This is a genomic window from Sorangium sp. So ce281, from assembly GCF_051527395.1.
Classification (GTDB): Bacteria; Myxococcota_A; Polyangia; order Polyangiales; family Polyangiaceae; genus Sorangium; species Sorangium cellulosum_B.
The window spans coordinates 1,629,757-1,642,618 of sequence record NZ_CP150322.1 but is presented as its reverse complement, the minus strand read 5'-3'; the positions used below and the strand labels follow the sequence as shown (position 1 = coordinate 1,642,618).

The window sequence follows — 12,862 nt, the reverse complement described above, 5'->3', positions numbered from 1 at the left end:
GTGCGCCAAGGGCGCATCCGCGCCGCTCGGCTCGCCCGGGCGTGCTTTCCACGTTATCCGACGGCCACGGCGCGGCCGCTGGCAACCTCCGGCGAGGGCGCGTGCCGGGCCACGAGCTGGGCGACCTCGCCGCGGCAGGAGCCGCACCCCGTGCCGGCCTTCGTCGCGGCGCACGCCGCCTCGAGCGAGCAGGAGCCGCCCTCGATGGCCTCCCGGAGGGTCGCCTCGCTGACCTTGTGACAGGTGCAGACGATGCGCTCGGCCTGCGCCGCCGGCCCCGCGCCGCCGCCGGCGCAGAGCGCCTCCAGAGGGTCGGCGGGCAGCGGATCGTTGCGATCGAAGAGCTGCACGAGCGTGGCCGCGGCCGCGGTGTTGCCGACGAACTGGGCGCCTAACAATCGCCCGTCGCGGAGGATCAGCTTCCGATACGTGCTCTTCCGCGTCTCCACGACCTGGAGCACGTCGTCGCTCTCGAGCTCCGGCTCGGTGCTGCCCATGGAGGTGACGTCGACGCCCGCCACCTTCAGCCGGGTATACAGCTTCGTGCCTCGGTAGCGCGCCTGCGGGTTCGCGCCCGTCAGGACGTCGGCGAGGACGGCGGCCTGCTCCCAGATGGGCGTCACGATGCCATAGAGCCTGCCCCGGTGCTCCGCGCACTCGCCGATCGCGTAGATGCCGGGCACCTGGGTGGCCATCGTGTCGTTGACGACGATGCCCTTGTTGATGGGCAGGTTGGAGGCGCGCGCGACGTCGACGCGAGGCCGGACGCCGCACGCGAGGACGACCATGTCGGCCGGCAGGACGCTGCCGTCGTCGAGGCGACACCCCTCGACCGCCTCGTCCCCGCAGATCGCCTCGACGGTGCGCCCGGTGCGGACGAAGATGCCGCAGCGCTCGATGTGCTGCTCGAGCATGTCGCCGCCCATCGGATCCAGCTGCGCGTTCATGAGGCTCTTCGCGACGTGGATGACGGTCACGTGGAGGCCCATGTCGCTCAGCACCTTGGCCGCCTCCAGGCCGAGGAGCCCGCCGCCGACCACGATGGCGTTGTCCCCCGCCCGCGCGCAGCCGCGCATCCGGACGCAATCGTCCATCGTCCTGTACACGAAGACGCCCGGGCGCAGATCGCCCTCCGAGGTCGTCATGCCCTCGAGCGGCGGGACGAGCGGCTGGCTGCCGGTCGCGAGCACGGCGACGTCGTAACGATGGCGCGCGCCGTCCGCCGCCACGACCGCCCTCGACCCGGTGTCGATCCGCGCCACGGAGGTCCCGCTGACGAGCCGCACCCCGTTCCGCTCGTACCAGGCGGGGGGCTTCGTGACGATGGAGTCGGGCGCCTCCCCTGCGAGCACCTTGCTGAGCAGGACGCGGTTGTAGGCGCCGCCCCGCTCCTCGCCGAAGACGGTGATGTCGTAGCGGTCCCTGGCGCCGCGCGACATCAGCTCGTCCAGCAGGCGGCACGCCGCCATGCCGTTGCCAACGATGACAAGGTCCTTCCTTCGCATCAGTTCGACTCCGAGACCCGGCGCGCCCTGACGGCGCACACCTTGAACTCCGGCATCCGGCTGGTCGGGTCCAGCGCCGGCACGGTGAGGACGTTGGCGGCCTTCCTGCCGCCCCAGTGAAACGGAGCAAAGAGCGTGTCCGGCCGGATCGAAGGCACGACCGCGACCCGGAAGGTGACCGCCCCTCGCCGGCTCTCGACGAGCAGAGAGTCGCCCTCGACGACGCCGAGGCGCGCCGCCAGCCTGGGGTGGACCTCGACCTTCGGCTCGGGCTTGGCCTCTTCGAGCTTGGAGACCCGGCGCGTCTGGGCGCCGGAGTTGTAGTGTTCCTTGTAGCGGCCCGTCGTGAAGTAGAGCGGATAGGCGTCGTCGGGGAGCTCGGCGGCGGGGCGGTGGTGGACCGCGTGGAACCGCGCCCGGCCGTTCGGGTGATGGAACCGCTCGGCGAAGAGGCGCGGCGTCCCCGGGTGCTCGACCGACGGGCACGGCCAGAAGACGCCTCGGTGCCGGCGTATCTTGTCGTAGGTGATGCCGCTGTAGTCCGCCCTGGCGCCCGCGGTTGCCCGGCGCAGCTCGTCGAACACCTGCTCCGCGGACGTGTACTGGAAGTGCTTGCCCGCGCCGAGGCGGCGCGCGAGCTCGCAGAAGATCTCGATATCGGTCTTCACCTCGGGGGGCGCGGGGCGGACCTTCTGCCGCAGGATCACCCGCCCTTCGAGGTTCGTCATCGTCCCCTCCTCCTCGGCGAACTGGGCGACCGGAAGCAGGACGTGGGCGTCCTGGGCCGTCTCGTTGACGAAGGCGTCACAGACGACGAGCAGATCGAGCGAGGCGAGCCGCCGCTCGATGTTGAGCGCGTTCGGCGACGCGACAGCCACGTTGGAGCCGAACACGAGGAGCGCGCGGATCCCCCCCTCGGGGCCGAGCGCGTCGAGCAGCTCGTAGGCGCTCTTCCCCTTCGTCGGCAGCTCGGCAGGGTCGATGCCCCAGACGCGGGCGATGGCCGCCCGGTGCTCCGGGTCCTCGATATGCCGGTAGCCGGGGAGCTGATCGGCCTTCTGGCCGTGCTCGCGGCCCCCCTGGCCGTTGCCCTGTCCGGTGAGGCAGCCATAGCCGCTGTACGGCTTGCCGACCTTGCCGAGCGCGAGCATCAGGTTGATGAAGGAGAGCACGGTGTCTGACCCCTTCGACTGCTGCTCCGGCCCGCGGCCGGAGAGCAGCATGCTGCTCGGCGCCTCCGCGAGCAGCCGCACGGCCCTGAGCTGATCCTGCGTGGAGACCCCGGTCAGCCGCTCGACGTGCGCCGGGTGGTACGAGAGGACGACGCGCCGGAGATCGTCGAACCCGTCCGTGCGCGCGGCGATGTACGCCGTGTCGACGAGCTTCTCCTCGAGGGCGAGGTAGAGCAGGCCGTTGGCGAGCGCCAGGTCGGACCCGGGCGTGGGCTGGAGGTGGAGCGCCGCGGCGCGCGCCGTGTCGGTGCGCCGCGGGTCGACGACGATGAGCGCGCCGCCGTTGTCGCGCTGCGCGAAGATCCATTGCATGATCGGCGGCAGGGTCTCCGCGCAGTTCGCGCCCCAGAGGAGGAGCGCCTTGGTCTGGGCGATGTCGGACACGGGGAACGGCAGGCCGCGGTCGATGCCAAACGCCTTGTTGTGCCCCGCGGCCGCCGAGGACATGCAATAACGGCCGTTGTAATCGACGTTCGGCGACCGGAGGGCGAGGCGGACGAATTTGCCGAGGAGGTAGCTCTTCTCGTTCGTCAGGGCGCCGCTGCCGAACGCGGCCAGCGCCGCGGGGCCGTGGCGCTCGCGCAGCCGGAGGAGCCGCTCGGCGACGAAATCGAGCGCCGTGTCCCAGCGCGCCGGCAGGAGGCGGCCGGCGCGCCCGCGGATCTTCGGCGCCGTCAGCCGCTCGGGGTGATCGAGCAGCGCCGCGGAGGTGAACCCCTTGATGCACATCTGCCCGCGGTTGACGGGGAAATCGTCGTCCGGTCGGACGTCGATCGCCCCCGCGTGGTCCGCGCGATCCGTCATGACCACGCCGCACTGGAAGGCGCAGTAAGGACAGTGGGTGTGCGTGGTCGTCTCGGAGGTGACGATCTTGAGCCGGAGGGAAGAGCGCGGTGCCATGGAGTCGCGTCAGCCACCCTCACCGAGCGCGTCGAGGAGGCTCCCCATGGTGTAGCAATCGCTCTGTTTCGAACGTATTTCTGAGGAATGTGCGGGCAGTTAATCTGTCGACGCCCGATGTCGCCGGCGCAGCAGGAGGTTCTCTCCCAGCGCCCACGCCTCGGCCCCGTCCCCGCGCACCTCGAACAGGGTGCCCCAGGAGCCGGACGCCTCGCCTCGCCATGTGTGGCCGCCATCGATGGAGCGCAGGAGCACGCCGCGCGCGCCGCACGCCCACAGCGTGCCGGCGTCGTCTCCCCAGAGGCTCCTGAGGCTGCCGGAGACCTGGGCCAGCACCTCCCATGTCGCGCCGCCGTCTCGAGAGCGCAGCACGTCGCTGACGCCCAGTCCGCCAGCCACGAAGAGCTCGTCGCCCCTGCCCCAGATCGCGGACAGATCGCGGGAGCTGCCGCTCTCCGCGGCTTCCCACGTGGCGCCGTCGTCGATCGTGCGGACGATGGTCCCGCCGGAGCCGACCGCCACGGCGCGCTGCTCCGCCCCTGCCCAGACGGCGCGGAGGCGCGGCGCGCGCGGGACCTCCAGCTCCAGCCATCGTGAGCCGCCCGCGGCGAGGCGGCAGACCCGGCCCTCGATGACGGCGAACGCTCTTGTCTCGTTCTGCCCGTGGACCGAGGCGCCGCCGGGTTTGCCTGCCACTTCTATCCAGGAGCGCCCGCCGTCCTCAGTCCGGATCTGCGAGGCGCCCTCGCCGACAGCAAGGATCGTCTCGCCGCTGCCCCACACGGAGATCAGCGCGCCGGCGTCCTCCACGGCGCTCCTCTCCCAGGTCTGGCCGCCGTCGTGGGTTCGCGCGATGGTGCCTCCGTCGCCCACCAGCACGACCCTCCCCTGGCCTTGCACCCAGAGCCCCCGGAACTTCCCTCGGACAGGCACCTTTTCCCAGGGCCCGTCGAGCGGCGCGTCCCCTGCCTGGACTGGCACCTTGGTGAAGCTCTTCCCGCCATCGAGGGATCGGGCGGCGGGGCCGTCTCCCACGCACCAGATCGCGCCCTGGTCATCGCCCCACGCCGCGCAGCGGTGCTGATCCGACCGGAGCGCGGTGCGCCTCCAGGTGCGGCCCTCGTCCTCGCTGACCGCCAGGATGCCGCTTTCGCCGGACGCGATCACGACGCCCGCGGCGCCGAGCCACAGCGCCTTGATCGAGCGCCCGGTCCCGGTGGAATGCGACTCCCAGGAGGCGCCCCCGTCCCGGCTCGCGTGGGCATGGCCGTCTCCGTCGCCCACGATCACGAGCCCGCCTCGCGCGCAGAGCGCCCTCGGACTCCGGCCCGGTACCTTGTTGCGCGTCCATGTCGCTCCTTGCAGCGTGGCGAGCTGCCCTTCGAGCGCCAGCGCGAGGAAGCGGCCCTCGGTGTCGACCGCGGCGGCCTCCAGGCAGAGGTCTCCGGGGCTCGGCCCGGCTCCCCAGGTCTGGCCGTGATCGCCGGAGCGGAGGACCGTCCCCCCGAGCCCCACCGCGATGGCCTGGCCGTCGTCCCGCAGGGCGACGCCGCGCAGGTCCGCCGTCGCGCCGCAGCCCACGTCGGACCAGCGCTGCCCGTCATCGCGCGAGAACAGCAAGGTCCCGCAGTGTCCGGCGGCGATCAGCGCCGCGCCGGTGCCTGTGAGCGCGCTCAGGTCCTGGCGGGTGGGCGTCTGCGCCCTCTTCCAGCGCTGGCCGCCGTCCTCCGAGCGGAGCACGTGCCCCTCGGATCCCGCGATGACAATCAGCTGGCCTCGTCCCCAGACGGCGCTGTGCCGGATGCTCATTCCGGGCACGATACCAGGCCAGTGCACCCGGGGCGCTCGCGATCGCGTCGAGGCCCCCGCGCGCTGCCGGCGGAGGCACGCGACGGTCGTCATCGTCGGTTGGCAGCGGCGGTGGTCGTCCGGCGTCTCATGCCCTCACCACAAGGAAGCTCGGCGTGAGGACTGCGGCGTGGACCAGCTGCCCGACATCCGACAGGAGCGGGGTCAGACATCACCGGGCTCCTTCCGGAAGAAGTGACCGTGCAGGAACTGCCCGTCCGCCGGATCTCGGTGAACGTTGTACTTGAAGCAGCGGCTCGGGCAGCTCACATCAAACAGGTTTGGCGAATCGTGGACGCGCAGCACCGCCGAACACAAGGGGCAAATGGCCTCCACGCCCTCGTGCCTCGCGATGCGACCGCAGAGGTGCTGGAGCTGTCGACCTTCCGCCTGGTATCGATCGCGGCGGGCGGGAGTCCAGAGGTAGAGCGGCTTGTTCTTTCTTGCGGAGAACGCCCTGGCCTGCGGGCGGAACACCAGCTCGACCTGGATCGTATCATCGCCCGACGAACGATGAAACGCGAACTCAAATTTATAGATGTCGCGGACCGCGCTGTTCGGGCCGCAGTACCTTTCGGCGTCGTAGGCCGCCACCAGGGCTCCGCTCGTCGACTCGAAAGGTTGCTCGACCTGTGGCAGCAATTCCTTTTCCAGAAATGCGCCAAGCGCCTCCTTGAACTCCGGGGTCATCGCCGCCGCGTGGTAGGCGCTCGCAAAGGGGCCGAATTGAATGGTGGCGAAGGCACGATGCATCTTCGATCCTCAATACCGTCGTTCAGCAGCGAGCGCCAGAGCGACGGCGAAGCCCGCGGGCCGTGGCGCGAGAGCGGCCCCTTCGACAGATGGACAAGTTGTTGATACAGCGTCACTTTTCAAGGGGGAGGAGAATCGCGTGAGGTGCTCGATGTCAACCAGCGTATACAGCGTGGCTGTACGGCGGAGCCGGTGATGCCGTGGGCGTTCATCGCGGCGATGCGACGGCGGAGGGCGCCCCAGCCCCCTGGAGAGGCGTCGACCACCACCGGTGCTCGACGGACCTAACCCATGGCGCCGGACAGCATCGGGGCCTTGCGGCGCAGAGCTCGGAGCCCTTCGCGCGCTCGTGGGACGTGCCCAAGAGAGCGCTCCTCAACGTGATCCAGGCGGTCCACTCCATCATCAGCATGCTGGAGGCCAGCTACACGGAACGGGCCTTTGCCCTGATCGCGCAACGTCAGCGCGCAAAGAGCTCGAAGCCGTAATCGGACTGGAGGGCGAAGCCCCCAGCTGCGCGGCTGCAAGGCTTCCCCGGTTACCTGCGGGGCGATGGCCGCGCAGGGTACGGCGCGATGCTGCGCGGAGGCGGCGCCCTGCGCTCGATAGCACTGTTTCATTTCTCGAACGCCGCCGTTCCAGCCCGCCGTCTGGCGTCGCCCACCGTGTCGCCGCATACTCTGGACGTGATCCCGGCGCGGTTGCGGGGCGGGTCGGATGCGCCTGCCTCCGCACCTCGGGCAGCAGCGGGCTCATCATGTGGCACCGCCGGTGCAGAGGGCATCACGGCGGATGGAACCTGGCCTCGATGACCCGCCGCGGTGCTCCGGGCCCGTCCTTCCAGCGCGAGGGGCGCGCGCGGGCGCTGCGGCTCGTGGAGGCTGGCGATTGCCGTGAAGGGGGATGACGTCGCGAGCAGCACGCGCCTCGCCGAGCTCCGGGACCCACGAGCCAATCGCAGAGCCCGACTGAAAGGCCTGTTCTACCGACCGGTGACTGGGATCAGATTGCCAATTCCACTCCAATCATAGATATCCATGAAAACGACACGTTCGCTTAGACATTGACAGCGTTTCCGCATCTGAGAATGATGCCTCCGCGCTGGCCGACGAAGCACGGAGCGGGCTCTCCACTGCGGAGCCCACAGGACGTCTTGCGACGTGACCAGGATGCACCAAGGAACGCCTGCGCACGACCACGCGCTTGGCTTGGAAACATAACGCATCATAACAATACACTGGGAAGCAAATGAAACACTTCTGTCACACGATGCCCATGGGCGCCCTGATCTGCGGCCTTGTCGCCGGAGGCATCTCGCTGAGCGCACCGGCTCAAGCTCAGGCGCTGGAGTTCGGAGTATACGAAGGAGAATCTTGCCCCGCAGGGTACACACCGTTGACCCCACTCGACGCCTTCTGGACGTTTTACGCCCGCTGCGATGAGCTCCCCTATTCAGGGGTCTTTCGTATCGCAGACGGGAGCTCGATAGATGGCCCGTGGAACAACTGCCAGCAGCATGCCAGCGATACCCGCGAGCTGGACTACATCCTCTGCAAGCCCAACTACCAGCTCTTTGACATCGACGGGACGACCTTCGCGGTGGTGAGAGGCGGGGATCAGTGCCTGGAAGGCTTCGAGCACGTGGATTTCGCCACCGCCTCAGCCTACTCGGATGAGATATGCACTCATGTCGGGTACTGGGGGATTGCGAGAATCGGTGGAGGGGGCTCCATCGACGGTGTAGGTTACGGCTGCGGCGTCCGCGCGACCGACTCTCGCGAGCTCGGTGATGCCATCTGCGTAGAAATCGAGTAAGAGCGCCGAACCAGAGGCAGCTCGCGCGATCCTCGCCGACTTGAGGTCTGGGTGACGCGCAACGAGCCGTCCACGACCGGCGCGTGGCGCTCGCTGCTACCGGCGCTCGATGGTGAAGCTCGAGGTCATCTCGTCGAGGCCGATGTCACTAACGTCCCCGTCTGCCGTGAGGACGCGCGACTGGGTCGAATCCCTCCAGAGCACGTCGTAGAGCGTCACCATGAAGCCGGCGGGGAAGCGGGCGGAGCTGATCCTTGTGTCCCAGGCGCCGCCGCCTCCGACGAGCTCGTCGCGGAGGTGACGAGTCATGCCCCAACGCGCTCGCCTGCGATGCCGCCCCTCCGATGCCCACCCCGGTCACGAGGCGCAGGGTGGGAATTCCCACAACGAGCTACGCGGAAGAGAGGACTTGACGAAACGCTGAGCGATGTCAGGTGGGAGCGTTCTTGGAACCAGGAAAATGCGCATGGTGCTCGTACCGCCAGCTGACAAACTGGAAAGGCGCGGAAGGGCTGCATGCGATGCTGAACGGATCCACCCCCAAGACGCCTCCGCGCGCGCTGCATTCCTTTCTCACGGAGGGGGCCGAGGATGAGCATGGAACGAAGAGCCGTGTCAGCGTTCGTCGCGCTGGCTGTCGTGGTCGCAGGGTCGCGCGCTGCGCGCGCACGCACCATCGACGTGCCGGAGGACTACCCGACGATCCAGGCCGCCGTTGAGGCGGCCGGGAACCACGACAGGATCCGCGTCGCCCCGGGCACGTACCCGGAGTCCATCGCGTGGACCGGCAAGTCCATCGCGCTGATCGGCGCCGGGCCGGACGCGACGATCGTGGATCCGAGCCTCGGGCCGGGCGGCCGGTGTCTGGTGCTGGTCGACGTCCCCCATGGCACCCGGGTGGAGGGCTTCACCTGCCAGAACGGCACGACCGACGCGACCAGCCCGGACGGCGGCGGGATGCTGATCCAGGGGGGCAGTCTGCAGGTCAAGAGGGTGGTTTTCCAGAACAACCTCGCGTCCAGGAACGGAGGTGGATTGTGGATCGAGGGGGCCGACGTGACCCTCCACGAGGCCAGCTTCCTCAACAACGAGGCCGCCAACAGCTTCAGCGGACAGGGCGGTGGGCTGGGCATCACGCTCGGTGGCGAGGTGAAGGTCGTGCGCTCCATCTTCTCCTTCAATTTCGCCAACCCATCAGGGGGCGGGCTCGCCGTCCTTGACGGCAGCAGCGCGAAGGTGGTTGAGTCCCGTTTCGAGGGCAATTTCGGCAGGAGCGGGGGCGGGATCTTGTCCTCCGACAGCGAGCTCAAGGTCTCTGGCTCCGTCTTCTCCGGCAACGTCAGCGACTTCAGCGGGGCCGCGCTCAGCGCCTCCAACAGCAGCGTCGAGGTAGCCGATTCGACGATCGACGGTAACGACTCGGACGCACGCCAGCAGCACGTCATCAGCGTCAGCGGGAGCCTGGCGATGTTCCGGTCGAGCGTCACCGGCAATCTAGGCGGCGGAATCTCGTCCGTCGGCGACCTCATGGTGCTCGACTCCTTGTTCGCGGACAACACCGCGACGAGGGGTGGAGCGATCAACGCCACGGGCACCGCGCGCGTGACCAACAGCGTCTTCTTCGCCAACACGGCGAACGGCGCGGGCGGCCTCAACGAAATCGAGGCGCAAGGCGGCGCGATCTACGCGGACGGCGATCTGGACGTGACGCACTGCACCTTCTACGGCAACCAGGCCCAGGGCTTCGAACTCCCCTCGGATGGCGGCGGGATCTACGTGGCCTCCGGGACCACAACGGTGCTCAACTCCATCCTCTGGGGAGACTTGCCCAATGAGATCGCGGGCCTCGGAACGGTCGTGATCACCTACAGCGACGTGATGGGCGGCTATCCGGGCGCGGGCAACATCGACCAGGATCCCCTCTTCGTTGCCCCTGCTGGCGGCGATCTGCACCTCCAGGCTTCCTCGCCCGCCCGGGATGCCGGGCTCCTCACTCGCGGCCTGCCAAGGACGGATCTGGACGGGAATCCGCGCGTCGCGGGAGCCGCTCCCGACATGGGCGCCTACGAGATTCGCCGACGAAGGAGAGGGTGTTGAATGACCTCGCAGGGGTGGGAGGCTCACCCCGGGGTCGTGCACGCGCCGTAGCGGCACCACGAACACCGAAGGCGCTCGCGCAGCGCGGGGCCTAGCAGCCGAAGACCCCGGCGCCCCGCTCGATCTCGCCGAACGGATCCATGAGCGCGCGCAGGATCAGGCGCGCCGGCGCGCTCTCGATGCTCCCCGCCGCGCGCCAGGTCGCGAACCGGAGCTCGCCCAGGAGGACCCCGGCGAGCGGCGTATAGACAAGATCGAGCGCCGAGGGCCGGACGCCGTTGGCCTCGTAGCCGTACTCCCAGAGGTGGGTGCCGGCGATGGCGAACGCGAGCGCGGCCGGGGCGCCGAAGCGGCATATCCGCGCCCTGAGGTACATCTCGCTCCCGAGCAGGCCGTGGCCGACCACGTTGATCGGCCACGGGTCGTGATCCCACCGGAAGGCGGGCTGAGCGGCGTCGAAGATCGGCGGCTTCGTGAGCGCCTCGCCGTAGTGGTGTCCCCACTGCTCCAGGCGGAAATCGGCGAAGGGCTCGGGCCACAGCACCGCCTCCACGCTGCGGGTCACGGTGAGCACGGCCAGGGTGTGCACGATCGGCGGCGCCCAGGCGGGCTCCTCGGCCACGGCGGCGGCGCGCTGCCGCACGAGGGGCATCCCCGCCGGAGGCGCGCCCTCGGGCGGAAGGGCCGAGCGGGCCAGCGGGATGGACGGCTCGGCCGGAGGGACCGCCGCGGCCTGGCCGGCACACGCGGACGCAAGCATGACGAGGATAGCGGCGGCGCACGCGTGGATCTGGGCCATTCGGGGAGCGGACACCGCGCGCGCTGGGCGCAGCGACCAGACCCGAGTCTAACGCCACCGCGAGCCTCACAGCACCCCGCCTCGCCGCGGGCTCGCGTAGGCTCCTGTGCCATGGCCGACATCATGCTCGTCACGGGCGGCAGCCGCGGGATCGGCGCCGCCGCCGCGCTGCTCGCCGCGAGCCGAGGCTGCGCGGTCGCCGTGAGCTACCTGCGCGACGACGGCGCCGCGGCGAGCGTCGTCGACGAGATCCGCGCGCACGGCGGCGTCGCCCTCGCGATCGCTGCCGACGTCCACGCGGGCGGCCGCTGATCCCGCCGCGCCGCCGGCGCTTCATCTCGCCTCGCCCGCGCCGATCGCCTGCGTCACGACCGCCGCCAGCGTCCGCGCCGCGTCCCGGAGCGCGCCCTCCGAGTGCGCGCCGAACCCCAGGATGAGCCCGGGCGCGCGCGGCGCGCGCGCCGCCGTGCTGCGCGAGAGCGGCAGCGCGTCCACGCCCCGCGCCGCGAGCGCCTGGACGATGGCGACGTCGTCCGCGCCCGCGGGCAGGTCGAGCGTCAGCACCGAGCCCCCCGCGGGCGCCCGCGCCCGGACGGCGCTCGGCAAGAGCAGCCCGAGCTCCGCGAGCAAGAGGTCGCGCCGGCGCCGCGTCGCCTGCTTCAGCTTCCGGAGGTGGCGCGCGAAGTGGCCCTCGTCGATGAAGTCGGCGAGCGCGGCCTGCAGCAGGCAAGGCGGCGAGCGCGTCGACGCAGCGCGCACCGCGGCCACGGCGCGCACCAGCGCGGGCGGCACGATCATGAAGCCGAGCCGCAGGCCCGGGAACAGCGAGCGGCTGAAGGTCCCCACGTGGATCACGCGCTCCTTCACGCCCTCGAGGTCGAGGCTGAGGAGCGAGGGCAGCGGGGTGCCGTCGAACCGCAGCTCGCCCTCGTAGTCGATCTCGACGACCACAGCGCCCGCCCTGGCGGCCCAGGAGAGGAGCTCGATGCGCCGCGGCAGCGTGAGCCGCGCCCCCGAGGGGAACGCGTAGGCCGGCGACACGAAGGCGACCCGCGCGCGCGACGCGCCCCGACGTCGATGCGCGCCGGCGTGCACCTGGAGCCCGTCCTCGTCGACCGGGATCGGGATCAGCCGCGCGCCCGCCATGCGCACCGCCGCGCGGAGGGCCAGCGGCCCCGGGTCCTCCACCCAGGCGGCGTCGCCCGGGTCGAGCAGCGCGCGGCAGCACAGGTCCACCGCGGCCTGGGATCCCTCCGTGATGAACACCTGGTCGACCGTCGCGCGCACGCCGCGGGCCACCGCGATGTGGTGGAGCACCGCGCGCCGGAGCAGCGGCGCGCCCCGCGGATCGTGATCGAGCGCGTCGGCCGCCGACATCGAGCGGACGCGGCGCACGAGGCACCGCTCGAGGATGCGCCACGGGAGCAGCTCGAGGTCCGGCAGGCCGACCCCGAACGGGCGCGACCGCGCGCGGCCGCCGAGGAGCGCGTCGAGCTTGTCGGGAGGCACCACCGCCGCGAGCCGCCGCGCGCTCTTCGACGTGCGCGGCGCGGCCGCCGCCGGCTGGGCGCGGGCGGCGCCCTGCCACCCCGCGCGCGCCGGCACGTGCGCGACGACCGGCGCCCGCCGAGGGCGCACCACGATGGTGCCGTCCGCGGCGAGCGCCTCGTACGCCGCCACGGCGGTGTTGCGCGACACGCCGAGCTCCCGCGCGAGCTCGCGGGACGACGGGAGCAGGTGATCGGGCTGGAGGACGCCGTCCAGCACGGCGCGGCGCAGCTGCTCGACCAGCTGGGCGGCCAGCGTCGCCGGCGCGCCGCGCTGCAGGTGGAGGAAGGCGTGGGCGGCGTGGGAGGTGGAGCGCGCTGGCACCATCGAGATCGGCTCCGCTGGCCCTTTCCAGGGTGCCAGAT

General features: G+C 70.7%; 9 protein-coding genes and 1 pseudogene. 3 read left to right on the top strand and 7 right to left on the bottom strand.

Going from position 1 to position 12,862, the window contains the following annotated elements:
• Positions 1–53: 53 nt before the first annotated feature.
• From WMF27_RS06155 to WMF27_RS06140, 4 genes are all read right to left on the bottom strand, one after another.
• Positions 54–1,505, bottom strand: coding sequence for an FAD-dependent oxidoreductase (locus WMF27_RS06155; RefSeq protein ID WP_437761181.1), 1,452 nt, complete (start codon positions 1,503–1,505; stop codon positions 54–56).
• The gene (locus WMF27_RS06150) at positions 1,505–3,637 is read right to left on the bottom strand and encodes a molybdopterin oxidoreductase family protein (RefSeq protein WP_437761182.1); all 2,133 of its coding nucleotides are present in this window, start codon (positions 3,635–3,637) and stop codon (positions 1,505–1,507) included. The genes WMF27_RS06155 and WMF27_RS06150 overlap by 1 nt, the downstream gene beginning before the upstream one ends.
• A 99-nt stretch (positions 3,638–3,736) precedes the next feature.
• Positions 3,737–5,446 (bottom strand): WD40/YVTN/BNR-like repeat-containing protein, encoded by a 1,710-nt coding sequence (locus WMF27_RS06145; RefSeq protein WP_437943920.1) that lies wholly within the window; start codon positions 5,444–5,446, stop codon positions 3,737–3,739.
• Positions 5,447–5,650: 204 nt separating this feature from the next.
• Positions 5,651–6,238 (bottom strand): hypothetical protein, encoded by a 588-nt coding sequence (locus WMF27_RS06140; RefSeq protein WP_437761184.1) that lies wholly within the window; start codon positions 6,236–6,238, stop codon positions 5,651–5,653.
• Positions 6,239–7,513: 1,275 nt separating this feature from the next.
• Between WMF27_RS06140 and WMF27_RS06135 the strand changes: the two genes are divergently transcribed.
• Positions 7,514–8,053, top strand: coding sequence for a hypothetical protein (locus WMF27_RS06135; RefSeq protein ID WP_437761185.1), 540 nt, complete (start codon positions 7,514–7,516; stop codon positions 8,051–8,053).
• Positions 8,054–8,149: 96 nt separating this feature from the next.
• On the opposite strand, the gene WMF27_RS06130 is transcribed toward WMF27_RS06135, so the two are convergent.
• Positions 8,150–8,362, bottom strand: coding sequence for a hypothetical protein (locus tag WMF27_RS06130; RefSeq protein ID WP_437761186.1), 213 nt, complete (start codon positions 8,360–8,362; stop codon positions 8,150–8,152).
• A gap of 288 nt (positions 8,363–8,650) precedes the next feature.
• Here WMF27_RS06130 and WMF27_RS06125 point away from each other — a divergent pair, with 288 nt between their 5' ends.
• Complete coding sequence (locus tag WMF27_RS06125) at positions 8,651–10,150, top strand: choice-of-anchor Q domain-containing protein (RefSeq protein WP_437761187.1); 1,500 nt, start codon at positions 8,651–8,653, stop codon at positions 10,148–10,150.
• A 91-nt stretch (positions 10,151–10,241) separates the two neighbouring features.
• Here the strand turns inward: WMF27_RS06125 and WMF27_RS06120 are convergent, their stop codons facing one another.
• A complete protein-coding gene (locus WMF27_RS06120; protein ID WP_437761188.1) occupies positions 10,242–10,949 on the bottom strand; it encodes a DUF3943 domain-containing protein in 708 nt (235 codons plus the stop codon).
• A 111-nt stretch (positions 10,950–11,060) separates the two neighbouring features.
• On the opposite strand from WMF27_RS06120, the pseudogene WMF27_RS06115 reads away from it, so the two are divergent.
• Positions 11,061–11,243 (top strand): annotated as a pseudogene (locus WMF27_RS06115) (SDR family NAD(P)-dependent oxidoreductase); the annotation flags it as partial.
• A gap of 39 nt (positions 11,244–11,282) precedes the next feature.
• Here WMF27_RS06115 and WMF27_RS06110 read toward each other — a convergent pair.
• Positions 11,283–12,824, bottom strand: a complete 1,542-nt coding sequence (locus tag WMF27_RS06110) for a PLP-dependent aminotransferase family protein (RefSeq protein ID WP_437761189.1) — start codon at positions 12,822–12,824, stop codon at positions 11,283–11,285.
• Positions 12,825–12,862 lie beyond the last annotated feature (38 nt).